This is a genomic window from Flavobacterium niveum (assembly GCF_055231775.1).
This window is the reverse complement of record NZ_JBUYSX010000003.1, coordinates 126,144-145,600: the sequence shown is the minus strand read 5'-3', so window position 1 is coordinate 145,600 and position 19,457 is coordinate 126,144. Positions and strand designations below refer to the sequence as shown.

Genomic DNA, 19,457 nt, shown 5'->3' with positions numbered 1-19,457 from the left:
ATGGTGTTTCATGCTAAGATAGGATTTTTAGCCGCGTGTGCCAAACGGCATTTACGTATATTTACCAAAACAAATCAATCATGAAAGCCCTTTATCCGGCTGTTATCACTTTGCTGCTTCTATCATGTTCCAAACATCCTGAGAAGAGCATGACCACTTCAGCAGAGCAGATAGTCGACCTTGCCATTAAGCTACACGACAGCACTGAAATTGAAATCAAGAATCTGTATGAATACACGGAAAACATAACTTATGAAGATACTGCACACTTAGCGCATATTTTAAGTGATAAAGGCTTTAAGCAAACGCATTATGGGCAGGGAAACCATTACCTCGGCCCGAGGATGATGGACCAAAGCCTTCGAAAAGGTGATTGTGAATGTAATGTAACAAAAGTGTATTACAATACTTTAGATATAACCCAATACCAACCGACTGAAATAATTGAATGCCATATACTAAAGAAATAATGAGTGATTTCCTTACCCAACTGAAAAAACTTAAAGCCCTGGCCGATACCGGGCTGCTGTATTGCAAAAACGACTACGACCGCGAACGTTACGAAGAAATACTGCACATAAGCCTGGAGCTATTGGCACAAGCCAGCGGCAACAGCACAGAAACCCTGAAAGCCATGTTTGCCCCGGTAACGGACTACCCTACCGTAAAAACCGATGTAAGGGCATTTATACTTTCTGAAGATAAAAAGAAGGTACTGCTTACGCAGGAAAGCGCCGACGGCAAATGGAGCCTGCCGGGCGGCTGGGCAGATGTAGGCGACTCACCTAAGGAAACAGCAGAAAAAGAAGCCTGGGAAGAAACCGGCCTTACAGTAAAAGCAATAAACCTGTTGGCTGTATTCGATAAAAAGTGCCACCCGCACCCGCCACAGCCATTTTATGTATACAAGCTGGTATTTTTATGCGAAGTAGTTTCGGGCGAGCTGAACAAAGGATTTGATGTGCTGGATGTACAGTATTTTGACATAGACAACCTGCCTGAACTTTCGGAAGACCGCATACTGGAAAGCCAGATAGCACTGGTACATAAAAAGGCCGCCAGTGGCGACCTTTCAGCTTATTTTGATTAGTAGTAAGCTACTACTTTATCTTATTCCATTTAACAGCATTGGTGGGTGAAATGCGGTTTAGTGTTTCGCCCAGTTCTGTAATGCTCATGTTAGGCCCTCCGCTGAATATCTGTACAATCTCATCAGACTTGGCATCGAAGAAAATACGCGTCAGGAATGCATTAGGGCGTACTTTATACAAGCCTCCAAGCGTTTGTATGGCTTCGGCAACTTTAGCCTTGCCTTTTTTGGTATCTTCAGCCATAACATCTAGGCCATCACGATGGTAGCTGTACATGGCCTCACGGTACGGGTCGAAGGTATTGCTCAGCACATCGTTCACAAAAAAGTAACGGCTTATATTACCGTCCTGTGCCGTCCAGCCCTTGTAGCCACTGCTTTGCGCCGTGGTTACTATACCCTGGGCAACCTCATAATAAGGTGTACCGCCTTTTTCAGCAAAACTGTCGGCATCTACCCCTATAATCATATTGGCATAAAACGCCAATATCGATACCAGGTTAGAATCGAATGTAGTAGGATTATAAATAAGGTTTTCACCCTGGTTATAATTAAATGAAACGTCCTTGTCGCTATAGTTAAGCAAAGGCGATGTGTAAGTAGAGTTATACACCGGCCTTAGCGCATTAACCTGTAACGTAGCCGAAAAAGCATTGTTTTTAGACGCCGTAAGGCTAAAGAACAGCGTACATTGTATACGCTCGCCCTGCGAAATATTACGCGTGGTAAAGCGGGTAGTATTCATAAAATCCTGCGCGGCCTTTTCCAGCGTTTTAAAAGCCTGCACATTACCGTCGGTAATACGGTCGTAGTTTATAATTACGGTACAGTTTAGTTCCTGCGCCTGTAGGTTAAGGCACACCAGCATGGTTAAGGCAGCTATCCACTTATACATTGTAATGCTCTTTTATTTTATTAATAATATCCTTCGCCACTTCCTCTTTCAGTTTCAGTTCAAGAGGTTCTTCCTCAAAGCGGCTGTTGATAAAGGTAACCTTATTAGTATCGTGCCCAAAGCCTGCACCGGCATCGTTCAGGGAATTAAGCACTATCAAATCTAAGTTTTTTTTCCGGATTTTAGCCTTTGCGTGCTCAATTTCATTTTCCGTTTCCAATGCAAAGCCTATCAGGAACTGCCCTTTTTTCTTTTCGCCCAATGAAGCCAGTATATCGGTCGTTTTTTCGAGTTCCAATACCAAGCTGCTGTCGTTTTTCTTAATCTTCTGGCTGGCTACATGCTTTGGCCTGTAATCGGCTACGGCAGCGGCAGCTACAGCAGCATCTACGCCATCAAAATATTCATGGCAGGCAGTATGCATTTCACTACTCGATGTAACCCTGACCAACGTTACATTAGCATGGCTTAGCGTAAGATGCGTAGGCCCGCTCACCAGCACCACTTCGGCACCTTCGTTTGCAGCAGCAAGTGCTATATCATACCCCATCTTGCCGGATGAATGGTTGCCTATAAAACGCACAGGGTCTATCGGTTCGTATGTGGGACCCGCAGTAACCAGTATTTTTTTTCCTCGAAGGGGTAATTTCTTTTCTATATCCTTTTCAAGGAAAGCCACAATATGCTCAGGTTCAGCCATACGGCCTTCGCCATACAGCCCGCTTGCAAGTTCGCCGCTTTCGGCAGGAATAATCACATTGCCAAAAGCCTGGAGCTTTTCAAAACTGTCTTTGGTACTGGGATGGCGGTACATGTCAAGATCCATGGCCGGGGCCACGTATACCGGGCATTTCGCAGAAAGATAAGTAGCTATAAGCAGGTTGTCGCTATTGCCGGTAACCATCTTAGACATGGTATTGGCCGTGGCCGGGGCAATAACAAAAAGGTCGGCCCAAAGGCCAAGTTCCACGTGGTTGTTCCATACGGCATTTTCATCTTCCTCATTGTAAAATGAAGAATGCACCGGATTTTTAGATAATGTGGAAAGTGTGAGGGGGGTAATAAAATCTTTAGAGGCAGGTGTCATGACTACTTGTACATGCGCACCTGCCCTTATAAAAAGCCTTACCAGCGTGGCTGTTTTATAGGCGGCTATACCCCCGGATATACCGAGTAAGATTTTTTTACCGCGTAAAACAGACATGGCTATATATTATTTGTTTGGTTCCTTGTAGTATACTTTACCTTCAAGCCATTCCTGCACAGCAAGTGCGTGTGGCTTAGGAAGTTTTTCGTAAAATTTAGAAACTTCGATTTGCTCTTTGTTTTCAAAAATTTCCTCAAGGCTGTCGTTATAAGTAGCAAACTCCTCCAGTTTTTCGATAAGCTCCTTTTTAATTTCGGTGTTTATCTGGCTGGCCCTTTTTGCTATGATAGTAATAGCCTCATATACATTACCTGTGCTCTCTTCAATCTTGTTCTTGTTGTAGGTAATAGTATTAACGGGAGCGGTTGTTTTCTTTAAATCCATGCTGCGCTTATTATTTTGAAATTTTTTCTAATTCAGTGTTTATTGTTGCCAGAAGCTTATCAGCATCTGCCTTATATTTTGTATCAGGCCTGTATTTAATCAGGTCGTCATAGTTTTCCTTAGCTATGGTAAGGCGGTCTTTCAGCTTGCTTTCCACACTATTCATTGCAAGCCTGCATGATGCTTCAAACTTCAGGTAAAGTGCATCTTCCTTAAGTTCGGTCCCAGGAAAATCAAGCATAAAGTTATCCAGCGTTTTAAAGGCCGCATTATAATCGCCGAAATATTCGGCAGTATCAAAGTATTGCTTAGCTATTTCGTAGGCTTTTTTCTCCAGCTTACGGCTTAGTTCCATTACCAGTTGGTTTGCCTCCGGCATAGACTCACTGTTAGGATACCTGTCTATAAAAGCCTGTAATTTTTCTAATGCCTTATAAGTATCTACCTGGTCCAGCGAATAGCGTGGCGACAGGAAGTAATAACTCTTAGCACCAAGGAAAGCTGCTTCCTCAGCCTTGGTACTGCGCGGATAGCTCGATGTAAAGCTTTCAAACTGGTAACCCGCTGTGTAATACTGCTTGGTTTTGTACAGCGCCATAGCGTACATGTAGAACATTTTTTCGGCTTGCGGCTTACCACGGTAAGACGGCGCTATCTGTTCAAACAATCGGATGGCCTTGGCATACTTCTCTTTTTCATACATTTTTTCTGCCACATCGTATTTCAACTTTGTGTCGTCTGACTTCAGAGCCTTTTGGAACTGGCTGCATGAAGTTAATAGAAGTGCTAATATTAATGTATAAAAAATACGTACCATAGATAAATGTTGTACCTGCCGTTGCAGATTTTAAAGCAACCGCAAAGTTAGTTAATAATTACACAATACAAAATAAATTTTCGCAGGCAGTGCCTACAAAAAAAGATGCCTTTTTAAGGCACCTTCCTTTAAACTGTAAATTGTCGTTTTTATTGCGTGGTTATACGCCAACAGCTACTGTATTTGCCGAAAATTTCTTTACAAAAGCACTAAGGCGCGCTGCAAGGTCGGCATTAACGCTAACCAGCGGCAAACGTACTGTGTTTTCGCAGATGCCCAACTCACTAAATATCTCCTTGATACCGGCCGGGTTACCCTGTTCAAATATCATATCTATACTATCCATAATGCGGTAGTGTATTTCATACGCCTCATCTGCCCTTTTGGCAAGGCCAAGGCGCACCATCTGGCTAAATTCTTTAGGGAAGCCCTCACCTATTACCGATATTACACCCGCACCACCGGCAAGTACCATAGGCAGGGTTATCATATCATCTCCGGATATTACAAGGAAACCTTCGGGCTTGTGCTGAATCAGCTTCATAGCCTGCACTATATCTCCGGCGGCTTCTTTTATGGCTACAATATTGCTAAAATCCTTAGCCAGCCTTAGTACGGTATCTACCGCCATATTGCTTGCAGTACGACCCGGCACATTATATAGAATAACCGGTATTGGCGAAGCCCCGGCTACAGCCTTAAAGTGCTGGTAAACACCTTCCTGTGTAGGCTTATTGTAATATGGTGAAACCGACAGTATGGCTGCAAATGCAGAAAGGTCGGTGGTTTTTAGTTCTTCTACCACTTCAAGGGTATTGTTCCCCCCTACTCCAAGTACTAATGGCAGGCGGCCTGCATTAGCCCTGATTACAGTAGTTATAACCAGCTCCTTCTCCTGCTTGCTCAGGGTAGCCGCCTCTGCTGTAGTGCCCAGCACCACAAGGTAATCTATCCCGTTTTCCACCTGGAAATTCACCACCCTTTCAAGGGCTTCGGTATCTACCGAAAAATCTTTCCTGAACGGAGTGATCAGCGCCACTCCTGTACCAACTAACGATTGCATGGTTATAATTTGTTTAGAATCTTTAAATATTTAAACAGCTCTGCTGTAAATTCCTTGTATTTCTCTACCTGGCTGGCCACCATAAAAGTATGCAGGCGGCTGTCGGTAGTACTGAAGCCTGCCTTAAATACAGCCTTGCTTTGCAGCGTTACAAGCGCTAACGGCGGCTTCTGCACATCGTAGTAGCTTATAAACAGGTCAAACGGTTTGTTTACAAAAGCGGTTACATCCTCTTTGGTAAACGTTCCGCCGGGGCCTACATCGGCATACGAAAAGTGGCAGCACTGCGGTACCTCTTTCTTTTTTACGCGCTCAAAGAAGCTCAGCGTTTCTATATTATGCACGGCTACACCGTAAGAGGCGATTTCCTTTATAAGTGCTTCGCGCCCGGCAAAGTACGTCTCATCCAGCAACACACCTACCGTAACTATAGCCTTGTCGGAAACAGGGGCTTTATAGTTTGTTAATGTATTTTTAATATTCTTTTTTAAGCTGAAATCTTTAATAAACTTCAAAAACATAGTACTTTTATTGCCGAAAAACAAAATTACCAAATTTAAGGTCAAGTATCAATGCTAAAACACAAAAACTATAACACAGCAGTCGCAAGGTTTGTGTTATTTGTAACATTTTGTTTAATTTTTGGTTGTACACCGAAGCAGCACATCAGCCGTATTGAAGGTAAGCAGCTTCCGGTATCGGCAGAATATCCTGCTGTAGCCGAGATTGACGCGTATGTAAAACCCTTCCGTGAGCATATAGACAAAGACCTGGACAGCGTGCTGGCCTACTGCCCCGAAACCATGGACAAGTCTAAAAGCATAAAGGGATGGCAAACCACCATAGGCAACTTTGAGGCCGACGTAGTATTTGACAAAGCTGACAGACTGATGATGCAGCGCCACAGCCTGCACGTAGATATAACGTTATTAAACCATGGTGGTATACGTTCTATACTGCCAAAGGGCAACATCACAGCGCGTAATGCCTACGAAATTATGCCGTTTGAAAACTCGCTGGTGGTAATAGCACTTAAGGGTACACAGATTTTTGAAATGGCACAGTACCTGCTGAAAGAGAAGAAACCGCACCCGCTTAGCGGCATGGAAATACACATAGCGCCTGACGGTTCTATGAAAAGCGTAACGGTACAGGGCAAAGGGGTTATTGCTACCAAAACCTACCTTGTGGCTACTAACGACTACCTGAGCAACGGCGGCGACAGCATGGTATTTTTTGCTGCCGGCACACAGAAGTACGACCTTGACTACAAGCTGCGCAACCTGTTCATAGATTATTTTAAGGAAGTAGATACCCTGCCCATCATCAGGACCGAACGCATAATACAGGACAAGTAATGAAAAGAAGGGATTTTATACAGAAATCGGCAGCGGGGAGTGCCCTTGTACTGGGCGGGCTTTCGCTGAGCAGCTTTGGCCCTGAGCCGGAAATAAAAAAGCTTACCATACTGCATACTAACGATGTGCACAGCCATATAGACCCATTCCCGGTAGATGACCCTAAGTTTCCGGATAAGGGTGGCGTGGCACGCAGGGCTGCGCTGATTGAAAAGGTACGCGCCGAAGAAAAGAATGTACTGCTGCTGGATGCAGGCGATATCTTTCAGGGGACGCCTTACTTTAACTACTACGGCGGCGAACTGGAAATGAAGCTGATGAGCATGCTGAAGTATGACCTGGGCACTATGGGCAACCACGATTTCGACAATGGCATTGATGGGTTTTATAAGCAGTTGCCCCATGCCAAATTCGATTTTGTGTCGGCTAATTATGATTTTAAAAATACGGTGCTGGATGGCATTGTAAAACCCTATAAGATATTCGAAAAAGACGGGCTGAAGATAGGTATTTTCGGTTTGGGCGTCGAGTTACAGGGGCTGGTTGACAAAAAGTTATCTAAGGAAACCAAGTATCTCAACCCTATCGAGATTTCGCAGGATATGAGCCGCATACTGAAGGTAGATCACAAGTGCGACCTTGTTATCTGCCTGAGCCACCTTGGGTTCATCTACGATAACGAACCACAAAAAGTGAGCGACCTTGTGCTGGGCCGCACTACAAAGAACATCGACCTTATTATAGGCGGGCACACCCACACCTTCCTGAAAAAACCGTACATACAGAAAAACCTGGACGGCAAGGAAGTGATGATAAACCAGGTGGGCTGCTACGGCGTAAACGTGGGCCGTATAGACCTTACTTTTGAAAATGGCAAACTGTCGGGCAGCGGACGTACACTGGTTGTGTAACGTTCACCGATGTATATAAAACAAGGCCCACACTTCTGCGGGTCTTTTCTTTTTATCTTTAGTCTTACTAAAACATTAAAACTGAATAAGTGAAATTTCGTATAGCACGCCATACCGATAACTTAAATGCAATAGCCGCATTTTATAGTGGATTGCCCGAAATGGCTGTACTTGGCAGTTTTGAAGGGCATGATGGCTATGACGGTATTTTTATAGGAAGACCGGGCGACAGTTGGCATTTGGAATTTACCCAAAGCACTGAGCGTGTGCACCACTCACCCAACGATGACGACCTCCTTGTGTTTTATTATGAAGACGAAACGCTATACAAGCAAGCACTGCGCTATTTAGACACTATAACCCAACGTATACCTGCCAAAAACCCCTACTGGAATACAAACGGGGTGAGTTATAAAGACCCTGATGGCTTTGGGTTGGTGATGGTTTTAATTCAAAATTTATAATTCAGAATTTAAAATAGAAGATTACCCTACGTTAAGCAGCTGGTATTGTTTTGGGGTAATGCCCTCATACTTTTTAAAGATGCGGATGAAATAATTACAGTCGTCAAAACCCGCCATAAAACACACCTCGTTAACCTGTATACCCGGGTTCTTCAGCAGGCTTTTGGCATGCTTTATCTTTTCATTCAGGATAAACTCTATAGGGCTCATACCCAGTTCGCGCTTAAAGTAGCGGTAAAAGCTCGTGGTACTCATACACGCCTTTTCGCTCATATCCTTCAGGTTAATCGGGTTGGTTATATTCGCACGGATGTATTCGGTTATGGCTATAATGGGGCTATTGGCATCAAGCGCTTTACCGGTATCTATACGCTGCACAGTTTGCGTTTGCACTATGCGTACCAAAAGCTCCTGCAAGGCAAGGTCTACCAGCGCATCTTTAGTAACACTGATACCCATACACTCGCGTATCAGCTTATTCAGCGTGGCGGCAAGCTCTGTATTATTATAAAAAAAGTAGTTTTCGTGGTTCAGGTGCCAGCCGTCGGCTTCCTCTTTAGGGTAGCGTTCGTTAAGGAAATTCAGCGTTTCGTGAATTTTACCGTGGTCTATGGCCAGCGCCAGGCATTGTGTAGGGTTATTTACCGAAGCCTCAGGGAAATCAATCTTCATTTCCACATTACCGGGAACTATCACCGTTTCACCGGGCAGGTATTCAAACTCCGGGTCGTCAAAAAGATGCATTACCTTTTTACCTCGCAACATGCTTGTTACCACCAGGTCGTTAAACTTAAGCGGCACCAATATGCTTTCCTGATAGGTTTCAAAAAGGTTAAGTTCACAGTTATCCAGCGAATAAACGGTGCGGTTCTCTACAAGGGTTTTCAGCGAGCGTTCGCCGGTTAGGGCCGGCTTATCCAGTAAGGCTTTTCGGTTGTTCATATTCCATTACACTAAAACGATGTAATTTAATAAAAACAACCGTATATAAAAAGTATAAACGTGTTAATTTACCCAATATTAAGCATCTGCCCCACCCCCGTCTTCCTCAGGTGGCCTGTGCCTGAAAGGGAGCGACACTATAAACGTAGTACCCTTTTCTTTACCGGGGCTCATGGCGTAAATGTTACCCCTGTGCAGCTCCACAAACGATTTGGTAATGCTTAGTCCAAGGCCGTTACTGGTTTCTTTTCCTGTGGGTTTACTACTCAGTTTGGCAAATTTGGTAAACAGCTTCTGCAAATCCTGCAGGTTTAGCCCCTGCCCCTGATCTTTTACCTCTATATGCACATAGTTACCGGCCTCGCGTGCCGATACCTTTATAACAGTACTATGATAGCTGTATTTTATGGCATTGCTCAGCAGGTTGTGCAACACGTCTGATATTTTATTGCGGTCGGCCTCAATGGGCGGTAATGTTTCTTCTACAAAAAGCTCAATCACCTGTTTTTTACGGCCTGCCAAAAGCTCGAAACTATTAACCAGCCGCTTAAACATATCACGAAGGTCTACCTCATCTATGGTAAGCAGTTCGTCGCGCTCTTCAAGCTCGCTGTGTGCCAGGTAGTCGCCGAGCCTTTTCTGTATGTTCTCTACTGCCGATTTAATGTTGACCGTCATTTTATCGGTACTGGCAGGATTCTTAGTAATAATTTCGTTGGCCAGCTTTATACTTGCCAGCGGGTTCTTTATCTCGTGCAGGGCAATGTTCATCAGGTTAATCTGCGATTCTACAGATTTACGGTATCTGAGGCGGTTTTCCAGCTTATCAATGATAATGGTAGCAAGGGTCCGCAGCATTTCCACCTGTGTATCATCTACATGCAGGCGTGGCGAAAAATCGCCTATACAAAGCGTCCCCACATTGTACCCTTCAGGTGATTTTAGCGATGCCCCTACATAAAAACGTATGGCATCATTTTCGGCAATTACATGTGGAAACTGGCGTAATTCGGGTTCCTTATGAGTATCAAGGTAAATTGTAGCCCCGTCCTCCAGTATAGACAGTGCACACATGCTTTGGTTACGCGGCACCTCGTTTACCGCAAACGGCCCCAGGTTCGATTTAAAAAACACCCTGTCCTCGTCTACAAAGCTTATAAGGGCTATGGGCGCATTAAATACCTGCGACGCCATAAGGGCTATTTTATCAAACGTATCTTCAGAGTGGGTATCGAGTATCTGGTAATCGCGTAGTTTTTCTACACGCTCACGGTCGTTGTTCGGGATTAAATTAACCGGTTTTGTATATGACATAATGGTTTTAAGAATACAGGAAATGCCAAATTGTACCCCGAATGTACGATTATTATTTCAAACGTTAATGTAACCTTACAAATGTTATAATAAATTTAGGAAATGTCTTAGTAGGATGTGGATGCGGTGATTTGGTAGAAGGTGATGCGGTTATTTGGTTATACGGTGATTCGATGTGGATGTGTCCATTTGTGGATTTGTTCATTTGGTAGAAGGTTTCAAAGTCTGGTCTCTAATTTCTGGCTTCTAATTTCTAATTTCTAATTCTTATCCCTAACTTAGCCCTACAATATATAAACCAATGATTTCTCAGCAACAATTTGAAACTGAACTGAACCTTATTATAGCCAATGCCATTCGCGAAGACGTAGGCCCCGGCGATTACTCTTCCCTTGCCTGCATACCCGCCGAAGCCACAGGCCGCGCCAAGCTCCTGGTTAAAGACAACGGCATACTGGCAGGCGTGGATTTTGCACTGAAGGTACTCGCTTACGTAGACCCTAACCTTACTACCGAAGTTTTTATACAGGACGGTACCCCCGTAAAATATGGCGATGTAGCCTTCCACGTACACGGTTCCAGCCAAAGCATCCTTAAAGCCGAGCGCCTGGTGCTGAATGCCATGCAGCGTATGAGCGCCATAGCCACCAAAACCAAGAAATATGTAGACCTGCTGGCCGGTACGGGTACGGGTGTACTTGATACCCGCAAAACCACTCCCGGTATACGTGCACTGGAAAAATGGGCCGTAAAAATAGGCGGCGGCGAAAACCATCGCTTTGCCCTGTACGATATGATAATGCTGAAAGACAACCATATCGATTTTGCTGGCGGTATAACGCAGGCCATACAAAAAACGCAACAGTACCTTAAAGAAAACAACCTCGACCTGAAGATTATCGTGGAAGCACGCGATATTGACGAGGTACGCGAAATCATAGCCAACCCCGGCATACACCGCATACTGCTGGATAATTTCGATTATGAAACTACCCGCAAGGCCGTAACCCTTATAGGCGATTACTGCCAGACGGAAAGCAGCGGCGGTATTAACGAAACTACCATGCGCCACTATGCCGAATGTGGGGTCAACTACATTTCGAGTGGGGCGCTTACCCACTCGGTATACAATATGGACCTGAGCCTGAAAGCTTTTTAATACATGTCTGTAGAACTGGAACATAAACTGGAACGCATACCTGTGGTAAAACACTTGGTGCGGCTGGGGAAAAGCATACGCCTGCCGTATTCAGACGGGCTTACGCTATACCACCTGCTGGAGCTGTACATTACCGGTATTATAAACGGCGATGTAGCTTACCGCGCCGGTGCCATTGCGTTTACGTTCTTTATGTCGCTGTTCCCGTTCGCGCTGTTTATACTGAACCTTATCCCCTACATACCACTGCAAAACTTCCAGGAAGACTTTATGCAGTTTGTAGCCGATAACGTGCCGCCAAATACCTACGATGCCATAGCCAATATACTTACCGACATATTACTGAACAGCCACAAAAGCCTGCTTAGTACGGGTATATTGCTATCTATACTGTTTATGAGCAATGGGGTAAATGCCATACTCAGCGGTTTCCAGAGCAGTATGCACATCACGGTACGGCGCAGTTATTTCCATAAATACGCCATTTCCATAGCGTTGTCGTTATTGCTTACCGTACTGCTTATCATTACGGTATCTTCTATAATCGTTTTTGAGGTTATCATAAGGCAGCTGAGTACCAAATACTACATCCCTGCCGAAGTACAGCTGTTACAGATAGGCCGTTATGCCTTCCTTGTACTGATGATACTGCTTACCACCAGCATACTGTTTAAGTTTGCCACTACAGAGAGCCGACGCCATAGTTCATTTTTCAGTTATGGTTCGGTATTCAGTACGTTGCTTTTCGGCCTTACTTCATATGGGTTTGGTATTTACGTAGAGCGTTTTAGCAAATACAACGAACTGTACGGGTCTATTGGCACGCTGCTTGTATTAATGCTGTACATATACATTAACTGTTTTATTTTGCTGCTTGGGTTCGAATTAAACGCCCTCATCCAGAAGCTGAAACGGAAAAATTTGTATATTTAGCATTAATTAACAGCTATAATTATGAACAAATCATTTTTAACATTCCTGATGATAGCCTTTATGGGCATCTTATCAGTTTCGGCGCAAATCACCGGTAAGTGGAAAACCTTTGACGATGAAACCGGCGAAGCCAAAAGTATTGTACAGATTTACGAAGAAAACGGCAAAATTTACGGTAAGGTCATTGAGATACTGAACCCTGCCAAAAAAGACAAAAAATGCCAGAACTGTAAGGGTGCCGATAAAGACAAGCCTATCCTGGGCCTTGTAATTATTAAGGGCCTTACCAAAGACGGCGACGAATATACTGATGGTGATATACTGGACCCTAACAAGGGCAAGCTATACAGCTGCACCATAAAACTGGCCGAAAAAGACAAACTTGAAGTACGCGGTTACATGGGTATTTCGCTTTTAGGCCGTACCCAAACCTGGGTAAGGGTAAAATAAAACCATTGTTTAAATGCTGTATCTTGAAAATTTCGGGGTACAGCATTTAAATTTTACGGCTATGCCCTTTCAACTTCCTCCTTATCATACATTACTTTCCCCGGATATTTCTGCGCAAAGCTGTACAGCAGCTGCATTATATATTGGTTACTCTTATAAGGCGTTACATAATTTTTTACCTCAGCAGCCTGTGTAAACCCAATATCATAAGGTATGTAGCCCATGCCGTAAAAATGCCCGTTTTCCACCCATACACAACTGCGCTCGTCGGCAGTCCTGCCTTTATCTATTATGGCAAAGCTTGGCCTGTTGCTGCTTACAAAAGCAATGGCTTCGGCTACAGCACTATTATGGTCAACGGTATCGGGTAAGTTGGTACGGTCATGAATGTGCAACATTTCACCTTCTATAGGCCTCCTGTATTTACAAAACCTGTGGTCTATGCCAAATTGCTGTGCCAGGCTACGCAGCAGGTTAATACCTTCGTATTCCGAATTAAAAACCTCTATACCCGACTGGTGCTTAGCAAGCCTGCCCACAGCAAGGTAGCGGTAACCGTTACGTGCCTCATATTCATACAACCCAAACTTTGGGTCGAAGCGCTTTAAGGCAGTATTGTATACCGGCCACAGCTTTTTAATTTCGGTACATTCCAGCAGCAGCGCCATAAGTTCTGTAGCGCATACCTCATAAGAAATACGGTAAATATCCCTGAGGAAATACTGGCGTTGCGGCGTTATTTTATGCCCGCTGAAATGCGATGCCACCCGCTTTTTTAAGTTGACCGCTTTGCCTACATACACTACCTTACCTGCATTATTATAGAAATAATACACACCGGGCTTTTGCGGAAGCTGTTCAAAATCTTCAGGCGGAAGGTTGGGCGGCAGGCGTTGGTCCTGCGCAGTATTCTTCACCATTTTGTCTATTTCGCCAAGGGTATCCCATTGCAGTAATTGGGTGAAAAGTATTGCAGTAGCAGCAGCATCGCCACCTGCACGGTGCCGGTTTTCAAGGGGGATATCTAACGCGCGGCACAGGTTGCCCAGGCTATAGGAATGAAGGCCCGGTTTTATTTTTCGGGCGGCGCGCACCGTACAGAGTTTGCGTGCAGTCCATTTAAACCCTGCTTCTTCAAGCTGGTGCCGTATAAATGAATAATCAAAGTTTACATTGTGCGCTACAAAAATGCGCCCGGTAAGCAGTTCCAGCACTTTTTCGGCTACATCGTCAAATATGGGGGCATGGCGCACCATTTCATTGGTAATCCCTGTAAGGGCAAAGATGGGGAGCGGTATCTCCTTTTGCGGATTGATAAGCGTTTCCCATGTTTCCAGTACATGGGTACCGTTATGTATAATAATAGCAATTTCTGTAATGCGGCTGCCACCGGCATTTCCGCCTGTGGTTTCTATATCTACTATGGCATATTCCCTCTTCATATCCGTACTGTTAGCCAAAGGGTAATAATACACATTTTTAGCAAAACCTGAAACGGCAACAGTAAATTTAACTATAGCAGATGATGGCAGCAACTGTGATAATAATCGCTTGTGTAGTTATTTATGATTTTAAAAGCCGTTTTTTTATACGGCTGAGCGACTGGTTTTTAATACCAAGGTACGAGGCTATGTGGAACGACGCCACCCGCTGCACTATATCGGGGTGCTGCGCTGTAAGGTCAAGGTAACGCTGCTCGTGTGTAAGGAAAAGCAGGTCTTCTGCCCTGCCTTGCGACTGGTTAAAGAAATGTTCGGCAAGCAGCCTGCCAAAATGCTCCCAAGGCTTGTACTGAACATACAGGCTTTGCAGGTCAGTATACGAAATGTACAGTATTTCGGCATCCTCCAGCGCTTCTATAAAATAGTTGCACGCATGCTGGTAAATAAAGCTGCGGAACGATACTATAAACTGCCCTTCCGAAAAAAAGAAGATATTACGCTCCTCATCCGTTGCCGGGTCATAATAATACACCCTGAAAATACCTTTAAGTACTATGCCCAGGTCCTGGCACACTACATTTTGGCGGTTATAAAAATTGCCTTTCGGTATGCTGCGTTTACGCCAAAAGGGAAGGCTTACGGATAAATCATCATCCGTAAGCCCTGCAAATGGCGCCAATACCGATTGTAAATATTCTGTATTGCCTTCCATACTAATTTATTTTCCTGATTCTAAGAAAGCCAGCGTTTTGTCTACATGGGCATCGCCGTTTAAAAAACCGCGGTACCTGAATACTACTGTGCCTGTTTCGTCTGTTACAAAAGTTTCGCGCCCGGTAAGGAACAGCACGTTCTTAATCCCGAAGGCTTTCAGCACTTCATTACCCGGATCGCTGAGCAACGTAAAGTTCAACCCATGATGACCGGCAAAATTCCTGTGGCTTTCCACACTGCCTGAGTTGATACCGATTACCTTTGCCCCTTTATCTTCAAAGTACTTATAGCTGTCCCTGAAGGAGCAGGCTTCTTTGGTACAAACCCCGCTTTCATCTTTCGGGTAAAAGTAGATAACCAGTTTTTGCCCAAGGTTTTCGTATACATTAAAATCGTTACCAAACTGGTCTTTTAATGAAAATGCAGGGATTTTATCGCCGACATCAATAGTCGATTTTCTTTTTGTGCTCATTGGTGCATTATTTTTTTGCAATCTTTTTAATCAGTGCAGTAAGCTCGGTAGCCTTAGATATAAACGGGCTGTGGCCGGCGTTTATGGTATAGGTATCAGTAATACCTGCCGCTGCTGCCATTTGCTGTTGGAAACCATAAGTAATAGCCTGGTCTGCCGTAGTAAAGATATAGTACTTTTTGCCAGCTGCAGCATAGTTTTCAGTAGTATAATTCAGCGGGGTACCCAGCGGTATTGTAGGCTCAGCCTTATAACGCGCTACAAGGTATTGCTTTTGTGCATCGGTACCGTCCTGGCAAAATATTTTAGGCAGGTTTACCTCAGGGTTTATAATACCGGCCTGGGTGTGGTCTTCAGACAGTTGCAGTGCCGGTGGCAGTAGCGATCCCGGATCCATCTGCGAATAGTCAAGCACGCTTTTTCCGCTTTGTGGTACAAAACCGGCTACATATACCAGCTTGCTGATTTTCTGCGGTAATTCAGAAGCAGTTTGTGTAATGATAGCACCACCAAGGCTGTGCCCTACCAAAATTACAGGCTCATTGTAAGCATTAATTGCTGCTTTTACCTGGTCTACATAGGCTTTAAATGTCACTTCGTGGGCAGGTGTGTTGTCCTCACCATGGCCCGGAAGTTTTACTACGCTTACACGGTAACCGGCAGCGGTAAGTTCGGTTTTTGTCTGTTCCCACACGTAGTCGGCCTGCCATCCGCCGTGTACCAGTACTACCGGTGCTTTTGCAGCAGATGCCGCCTTATCGTCATCAGAACATGAAGCCAGCATGGCTGTGGTAAACAGCAGCATGAAAAGCTTGGTTACCGTTCTCACGGATTTTTTAGGATTAATTTTAAATGATTTCATTGTTTTTACTTTTTTAAAATCTGTTGTTAAACTTGTTTCATTTTCAGGTACAAAATTGCGCTTATCCGGCGATGTGGTTTTTCACTTAAGTGCATTTTGCGTAAAAAATATTTTGTAGAGAGTAGGTTATCATGGGTTTACAGCATCAGGTAGCCGATACATCAAAACCGTTCAGTACCATAGCCAGCAGTGCATAAGCACCTATAAGGAAGATAAGCTCTGCAGTGCCATCATTGCCCAGCAAGTCTATAGCCCTGGCGTAAGCCGAAGCAGGTACAATACCGCCTTTTGCCAATACCTGTGCTATCTCGTAGGCAATGGCTTCCTGCTCGTCCAGCCCATCAGGGCGGAATCCCGACGCCAGTGAAGCGACCTCAGCTTTTGAAAAACCAAAATGTGCTGCCATAATTTCGTGGGCATACAGTTCGAAACGTGAACCGAAAGCGGCTGCTACCGTAAGTATGGCTACTTCTCGCAGTTTCTTTGGCAATGTCATGTGTGTGTCTAATGAGCGTACAAAGCTGAGTGCCGGTATACCAAACTGCGGGAAGCGTAGCATGGGCGGGAATGGGCCTGTGAGTTCACCGGCCTCATTGGTCATTTTTACAGGTCCCTGGCTACGGGTAATGAGGCTTAGCACCTCATTGTGTACATACAGCACTTCCGGGTCCATGTCTTTCGGGTTTAGTGGAGCTACTCGCATATCAGTGTTATTTACGTTTAACGAAGCCCTTCCTCAAAACGGCCGCTTACCAGTATAAAGGCCACACGGCACGGTTTACTTGTCCGGTTAGCCCAGGCATGGTTAGTACCGCGCTGCACTACTATATCTCCCGCTTTAAGGGTGGTTTCATCTGTATCAAGTACCAGTGTAAGTTCCCCTTCCAGTACTATACCGTAATCTACAGTTTCGGTGCGGTGCATTAGTGGGTGCGGTGCGCCATTACCTGCTTTAGAAGCTGCTTCACCCCCCATCGTCTTAAAGGTTGCCGAAGCCTGCTCTTTGCTAAGGTTGCGTATTTCATCGCTTTCCGGCGGAAAGTCTATCACCCGTATGCGCGTACCGTTTTGCGGAGGGCCTAATACCAAAGCGGTTTCGGTATCTTCCGCCTCGCGGGTTATCAGTGCAGGGGTTTCGCGGGTATTCCACACCTCATAAAATTTGGCTCCGTTTGGCCCGCCTACCATGTAGGTACGCTCGGGTGTAGCGTCAGATAATACTATTGCCTTGCCTTCGGTATCGTGGCCGGTAACAACGCGCCTGAATGTGTTATTCGTTTCCATGGCTTATGCAGTTTTTAGTTGTTTTTTATTTTTAAATACAAATACTCCCAAATAGTGGAATACTATGCCCACTGCCCAGGCCGGTGTAGACCACAGCGGCCAAGGGTATGTATCGGTTAAATACCACACCAGGAAGTTTATGGGCGTAGCAACTAAAAAGGCTAAAAGGTGGATGCGGAATCCTAATGCTGCATTTTTTGCTTTTGCATTAGTGTTGTACTTTGTTTTCATGATAAAATGTTTTTTGTGGTTATTATTTTAAAACGTGCTGTATTACAGCTTATTTACACTTCAAAGTTACGTTTGGTTTACTGGGTATACCGTTGACTTTGGTTAAGAACGGAAGTGTATTTATTGTTTCTTTTTGCCGAATTTCTGTTCAATATCACGGGCAAATGCAGCGCCTTCTTTTTTGAGGTGTTTCTTTAAAAACAATCCTCCAAGGCCGTGTAGCGCAAAAGCCGTTTGCAGTATTTTGTTAGGGAAATCTATCCCGAACATGCATACAAACTCACTGGTATCTTCTGTTATGGGCCTTATCTGCATTTCCCAGGGCACGCCTACCGAAACCGGAATAAACCGCATTATGTACACGTCAGATTTTGCAGAGTATAGCAAAATGTGGTTTTTATCGCTGTGTTGTACCGTATAGTGCTGCACTATCTGGTCGGCCCCTATGTTTTCTACGTTCGTAGTAAATTGGGTAGCGCCTTCTGTATGGCTATTCATGGCAACATGCGCCGGTGAGTATGAGGTATAATCTGCTTCGGTCATTTCTGCAATCCACTTGCCAAGGTCTATTTGAGCGGCAGGCAGGTGCACAGGGAAACTTGTCATATACCTGTCTGAATATTTGGTTAGGGGTGCTTTAAATTTTTTTAGGTACGTTTTCATGATTAATAATATTGAATGATTAATAGTTTGATTATACTCCTGTAAACAAACTGGTTTTCAGTATATTTACATAGCAAAGGTAGCCCGGCTGCAACTGCCGTACCGTTGACTTCGGTTAAGAACTGAAATGGTTATATTTGCAATTGTGCCGGTATTTGCATCAGCACATAAAACTTAAATCACCCTGCTATGGATCCGCTTAAAGCAGTTATTACATCGTTTGTACCCATGCCCGATGATGAGTACAGCCTTATACTGCCGCTTATAAACCGAATAGTGGTTAAAAAAGATACCAACCTCCTGGAACAGGGGCAGGTATGCCGCCACGTTTACTTTGTGGAAAGCGGGTTTTTCAGGATGTTTTTTGTAGATTACAGGGGAAACGAAATCAACAGCCGCTTTGCTATGGCTAACGACTTTATGGTTGATTTTACCAGCTTTATTACCCAAAAGCCCTGCCTGTGTTACTGGCGGGCCATGGAAAATTCTAATGTTATAGCACTGGAATATGAAGAGATACAGAAGGTGTATGACCAGTCTGCTAACTGGTGTAAATTTGGCAGGCTTATAGCAGAATCCAGCTACCTGCAAATCATTGACCGCGAAGAAATGCTCCATTTCCAGACACCGGAAGAACGCTACCAAACTATTTTAGAGAAACAGCCGTACCTGTTCCAGATGGTTTCGCAAAACCAGCTCTCATCATACATCGGCATTAAGCCCGAATCGCTGAGCAGGCTGCGTAAAAGGATATTGGGGAAATAATATAATTGATTTTGATATAATAAAAGGCAAGGATAATACCGGTACCATGCTTAGTACCTGTACACCCCTGCCTTACGTAACCTAAAAACACCTAATC

Annotated in this window: 25 protein-coding genes; 9 read left to right on the top strand and 16 right to left on the bottom strand. The window is 44.5% G+C overall.

Features of this window, described 5'->3' with window-relative positions; translation table 11 throughout:
- Window positions 1-80 precede the first annotated feature (80 nt).
- A complete protein-coding gene (locus ACZIX4_RS08980; protein WP_463335296.1) occupies window positions 81-470 on the top strand; it encodes a hypothetical protein in 390 nt (129 codons plus the stop codon).
- Complete coding sequence (locus tag ACZIX4_RS08975; RefSeq protein ID WP_463335295.1) at window positions 470-1,090, top strand: NUDIX hydrolase; 621 nt, start codon at window positions 470-472, stop codon at window positions 1,088-1,090. Before ACZIX4_RS08980 ends, ACZIX4_RS08975 begins: the two co-directional genes overlap by 1 nt.
- A 10-nt stretch (window positions 1,091-1,100) precedes the next feature.
- Here the strand turns inward: ACZIX4_RS08975 and porD are convergent, their stop codons facing one another.
- The 6 genes from porD to ACZIX4_RS08945 form a co-directional block, all read right to left on the bottom strand.
- Window positions 1,101-1,985: a type IX secretion system protein PorD gene (porD, locus tag ACZIX4_RS08970; RefSeq protein WP_463335294.1), complete on the bottom strand. Its 885-nt coding sequence runs from the start codon at window positions 1,983-1,985 to the stop codon at window positions 1,101-1,103.
- Window positions 1,978-3,189, bottom strand: coding sequence for a bifunctional phosphopantothenoylcysteine decarboxylase/phosphopantothenate--cysteine ligase CoaBC (gene coaBC / locus ACZIX4_RS08965; protein WP_463335293.1), 1,212 nt, complete (start codon window positions 3,187-3,189; stop codon window positions 1,978-1,980). Before coaBC ends, porD begins: the two co-directional genes overlap by 8 nt.
- Window positions 3,190-3,198: 9 nt before the next feature.
- Window positions 3,199-3,516: a DNA-directed RNA polymerase subunit omega gene (locus ACZIX4_RS08960; protein WP_322623834.1), complete on the bottom strand. Its 318-nt coding sequence runs from the start codon at window positions 3,514-3,516 to the stop codon at window positions 3,199-3,201.
- Between the two features lie 10 nt (window positions 3,517-3,526).
- Window positions 3,527-4,333, bottom strand: coding sequence for an outer membrane protein assembly factor BamD (locus ACZIX4_RS08955; RefSeq protein ID WP_463335292.1), 807 nt, complete (start codon window positions 4,331-4,333; stop codon window positions 3,527-3,529).
- 160 nt (window positions 4,334-4,493) lie between these two features.
- Window positions 4,494-5,396, bottom strand: coding sequence for a 4-hydroxy-tetrahydrodipicolinate synthase (dapA, locus tag ACZIX4_RS08950; protein WP_463335291.1), 903 nt, complete (start codon window positions 5,394-5,396; stop codon window positions 4,494-4,496).
- Between the two features lie 2 nt (window positions 5,397-5,398).
- The gene (locus ACZIX4_RS08945; protein ID WP_463335290.1) at window positions 5,399-5,911 is read right to left on the bottom strand and encodes a DUF6913 domain-containing protein; all 513 of its coding nucleotides are present in this window, start codon (window positions 5,909-5,911) and stop codon (window positions 5,399-5,401) included.
- Window positions 5,912-5,968: 57 nt separating this feature from the next.
- On the opposite strand from ACZIX4_RS08945, the gene ACZIX4_RS08940 reads away from it, so the two are divergent.
- From ACZIX4_RS08940 to ACZIX4_RS08930, 3 genes are all read left to right on the top strand, one after another.
- Window positions 5,969-6,754 (top strand): 5'-nucleotidase C-terminal domain-containing protein, encoded by a 786-nt coding sequence (locus ACZIX4_RS08940; protein ID WP_463335289.1) that lies wholly within the window; start codon window positions 5,969-5,971, stop codon window positions 6,752-6,754.
- Window positions 6,754-7,665 (top strand): bifunctional metallophosphatase/5'-nucleotidase, encoded by a 912-nt coding sequence (locus ACZIX4_RS08935; RefSeq protein ID WP_463335288.1) that lies wholly within the window; start codon window positions 6,754-6,756, stop codon window positions 7,663-7,665. Before ACZIX4_RS08940 ends, ACZIX4_RS08935 begins: the two co-directional genes overlap by 1 nt.
- 89 nt (window positions 7,666-7,754) lie before the next feature.
- Entirely contained in the window at window positions 7,755-8,129 is a 375-nt protein-coding gene (locus tag ACZIX4_RS08930; protein ID WP_463335287.1) for a VOC family protein, read from the top strand.
- A gap of 21 nt (window positions 8,130-8,150) precedes the next feature.
- On the opposite strand, the gene ACZIX4_RS08925 is transcribed toward ACZIX4_RS08930, so the two are convergent.
- Both ACZIX4_RS08925 and ACZIX4_RS08920 read right to left on the bottom strand, forming a co-directional pair.
- Window positions 8,151-9,071, bottom strand: coding sequence for a helix-turn-helix transcriptional regulator (locus ACZIX4_RS08925; RefSeq protein ID WP_463335286.1), 921 nt, complete (start codon window positions 9,069-9,071; stop codon window positions 8,151-8,153).
- 78 nt (window positions 9,072-9,149) lie between these two features.
- Window positions 9,150-10,385, bottom strand: a complete 1,236-nt coding sequence (locus ACZIX4_RS08920; RefSeq protein ID WP_463335285.1) for a GAF domain-containing sensor histidine kinase — start codon at window positions 10,383-10,385, stop codon at window positions 9,150-9,152.
- Between the two features lie 301 nt (window positions 10,386-10,686).
- Between ACZIX4_RS08920 and nadC the strand changes: the two genes are divergently transcribed.
- The 3 genes from nadC to ACZIX4_RS08905 are packed head-to-tail and all read left to right on the top strand — an operon-like array spanning window position 10,687 to window position 12,927.
- On the top strand, window positions 10,687-11,544 hold the full coding sequence (gene nadC, locus ACZIX4_RS08915) for a carboxylating nicotinate-nucleotide diphosphorylase (protein ID WP_463335284.1): 858 nt from the start codon (window positions 10,687-10,689) through the stop codon (window positions 11,542-11,544).
- A 3-nt stretch (window positions 11,545-11,547) separates the two neighbouring features.
- Window positions 11,548-12,477 (top strand): YihY/virulence factor BrkB family protein, encoded by a 930-nt coding sequence (locus ACZIX4_RS08910; protein ID WP_463335283.1) that lies wholly within the window; start codon window positions 11,548-11,550, stop codon window positions 12,475-12,477.
- Window positions 12,478-12,498: 21 nt separating this feature from the next.
- Window positions 12,499-12,927, top strand: coding sequence for a DUF2147 domain-containing protein (locus ACZIX4_RS08905; RefSeq protein WP_463335282.1), 429 nt, complete (start codon window positions 12,499-12,501; stop codon window positions 12,925-12,927).
- A gap of 59 nt (window positions 12,928-12,986) precedes the next feature.
- Here the strand turns inward: ACZIX4_RS08905 and ACZIX4_RS08900 are convergent, their stop codons facing one another.
- The 8 genes from ACZIX4_RS08900 to ACZIX4_RS08865 form a co-directional block, all read right to left on the bottom strand.
- Window positions 12,987-14,369: an exonuclease domain-containing protein gene (locus tag ACZIX4_RS08900; protein WP_463335281.1), complete on the bottom strand. Its 1,383-nt coding sequence runs from the start codon at window positions 14,367-14,369 to the stop codon at window positions 12,987-12,989.
- 121 nt (window positions 14,370-14,490) lie between these two features.
- On the bottom strand, window positions 14,491-15,081 hold the full coding sequence (locus ACZIX4_RS08895) for a Crp/Fnr family transcriptional regulator (protein ID WP_463335280.1): 591 nt from the start codon (window positions 15,079-15,081) through the stop codon (window positions 14,491-14,493).
- A gap of 6 nt (window positions 15,082-15,087) precedes the next feature.
- A complete protein-coding gene (locus tag ACZIX4_RS08890) occupies window positions 15,088-15,555 on the bottom strand; it encodes a peroxiredoxin (RefSeq protein WP_463335279.1) in 468 nt (155 codons plus the stop codon).
- Window positions 15,556-15,562: 7 nt separating this feature from the next.
- Window positions 15,563-16,417: an alpha/beta fold hydrolase gene (locus ACZIX4_RS08885; protein WP_463335278.1), complete on the bottom strand. Its 855-nt coding sequence runs from the start codon at window positions 16,415-16,417 to the stop codon at window positions 15,563-15,565.
- Between the two features lie 145 nt (window positions 16,418-16,562).
- On the bottom strand, window positions 16,563-17,120 hold the full coding sequence (locus ACZIX4_RS08880; protein ID WP_463335277.1) for a carboxymuconolactone decarboxylase family protein: 558 nt from the start codon (window positions 17,118-17,120) through the stop codon (window positions 16,563-16,565).
- Between the two features lie 17 nt (window positions 17,121-17,137).
- Window positions 17,138-17,701 carry a cupin domain-containing protein gene (locus ACZIX4_RS08875; protein ID WP_463335276.1) on the bottom strand — a complete coding sequence of 188 codons (564 nt, stop codon included), beginning with the start codon at window positions 17,699-17,701 and terminating at the stop codon, window positions 17,138-17,140.
- Between the two features lie 3 nt (window positions 17,702-17,704).
- Window positions 17,705-17,932 (bottom strand): 2TM domain-containing protein, encoded by a 228-nt coding sequence (locus ACZIX4_RS08870; protein ID WP_463335275.1) that lies wholly within the window; start codon window positions 17,930-17,932, stop codon window positions 17,705-17,707.
- A gap of 120 nt (window positions 17,933-18,052) precedes the next feature.
- On the bottom strand, window positions 18,053-18,595 hold the full coding sequence (locus tag ACZIX4_RS08865; protein ID WP_463335274.1) for a hypothetical protein: 543 nt from the start codon (window positions 18,593-18,595) through the stop codon (window positions 18,053-18,055).
- A gap of 189 nt (window positions 18,596-18,784) precedes the next feature.
- Here ACZIX4_RS08865 and ACZIX4_RS08860 point away from each other — a divergent pair, with 189 nt between their 5' ends.
- The gene (locus ACZIX4_RS08860) at window positions 18,785-19,360 is read left to right on the top strand and encodes a Crp/Fnr family transcriptional regulator (protein ID WP_463335273.1); all 576 of its coding nucleotides are present in this window, start codon (window positions 18,785-18,787) and stop codon (window positions 19,358-19,360) included.
- Window positions 19,361-19,457: the final 97 nt, after the last annotated feature.

Excerpts from the sequence above, each read along its gene's own strand:
- coaBC (WP_463335293.1), bottom strand. The coding sequence starts at position 3,189 with ATGTCTGTTTTACGCGGTAAAAAAATCTTACTCGGTATATCCGGGGGT.
- ACZIX4_RS08875 (WP_463335276.1), bottom strand. The coding sequence starts at position 17,701 with ATGGAAACGAATAACACATTCAGGCGCGTTGTTACCGGCCACGATACC.
- dapA (WP_463335291.1), bottom strand. The coding sequence starts at position 5,396 with ATGCAATCGTTAGTTGGTACAGGAGTGGCGCTGATCACTCCGTTCAGG.
- porD (WP_463335294.1), bottom strand. The coding sequence starts at position 1,985 with ATGTATAAGTGGATAGCTGCCTTAACCATGCTGGTGTGCCTTAACCTA.
- ACZIX4_RS08895 (WP_463335280.1), bottom strand. The coding sequence starts at position 15,081 with ATGGAAGGCAATACAGAATATTTACAATCGGTATTGGCGCCATTTGCA.
- ACZIX4_RS08905 (WP_463335282.1), top strand. The coding sequence starts at position 12,499 with ATGAACAAATCATTTTTAACATTCCTGATGATAGCCTTTATGGGCATC.
- ACZIX4_RS08935 (WP_463335288.1), top strand. The coding sequence starts at position 6,754 with ATGAAAAGAAGGGATTTTATACAGAAATCGGCAGCGGGGAGTGCCCTT.
- ACZIX4_RS08940 (WP_463335289.1), top strand. The coding sequence starts at position 5,969 with ATGCTAAAACACAAAAACTATAACACAGCAGTCGCAAGGTTTGTGTTA.
- ACZIX4_RS08925 (WP_463335286.1), bottom strand. The coding sequence starts at position 9,071 with ATGAACAACCGAAAAGCCTTACTGGATAAGCCGGCCCTAACCGGCGAA.
- ACZIX4_RS08975 (WP_463335295.1), top strand. The coding sequence starts at position 470 with ATGAGTGATTTCCTTACCCAACTGAAAAAACTTAAAGCCCTGGCCGAT.
- ACZIX4_RS08890 (WP_463335279.1), bottom strand. The coding sequence starts at position 15,555 with ATGAGCACAAAAAGAAAATCGACTATTGATGTCGGCGATAAAATCCCT.
- ACZIX4_RS08920 (WP_463335285.1), bottom strand. The coding sequence starts at position 10,385 with ATGTCATATACAAAACCGGTTAATTTAATCCCGAACAACGACCGTGAG.
- ACZIX4_RS08860 (WP_463335273.1), top strand. The coding sequence starts at position 18,785 with ATGGATCCGCTTAAAGCAGTTATTACATCGTTTGTACCCATGCCCGAT.
- ACZIX4_RS08955 (WP_463335292.1), bottom strand. The coding sequence starts at position 4,333 with ATGGTACGTATTTTTTATACATTAATATTAGCACTTCTATTAACTTCA.
- nadC (WP_463335284.1), top strand. The coding sequence starts at position 10,687 with ATGATTTCTCAGCAACAATTTGAAACTGAACTGAACCTTATTATAGCC.
- ACZIX4_RS08980 (WP_463335296.1), top strand. The coding sequence starts at position 81 with ATGAAAGCCCTTTATCCGGCTGTTATCACTTTGCTGCTTCTATCATGT.
- ACZIX4_RS08960 (WP_322623834.1), bottom strand. The coding sequence starts at position 3,516 with ATGGATTTAAAGAAAACAACCGCTCCCGTTAATACTATTACCTACAAC.
- ACZIX4_RS08900 (WP_463335281.1), bottom strand. The coding sequence starts at position 14,369 with ATGAAGAGGGAATATGCCATAGTAGATATAGAAACCACAGGCGGAAAT.
- ACZIX4_RS08870 (WP_463335275.1), bottom strand. The coding sequence starts at position 17,932 with ATGAAAACAAAGTACAACACTAATGCAAAAGCAAAAAATGCAGCATTA.
- ACZIX4_RS08865 (WP_463335274.1), bottom strand. The coding sequence starts at position 18,595 with ATGAAAACGTACCTAAAAAAATTTAAAGCACCCCTAACCAAATATTCA.
- ACZIX4_RS08885 (WP_463335278.1), bottom strand. The coding sequence starts at position 16,417 with ATGAAATCATTTAAAATTAATCCTAAAAAATCCGTGAGAACGGTAACC.
- ACZIX4_RS08910 (WP_463335283.1), top strand. The coding sequence starts at position 11,548 with ATGTCTGTAGAACTGGAACATAAACTGGAACGCATACCTGTGGTAAAA.
- ACZIX4_RS08880 (WP_463335277.1), bottom strand. The coding sequence starts at position 17,120 with ATGCGAGTAGCTCCACTAAACCCGAAAGACATGGACCCGGAAGTGCTG.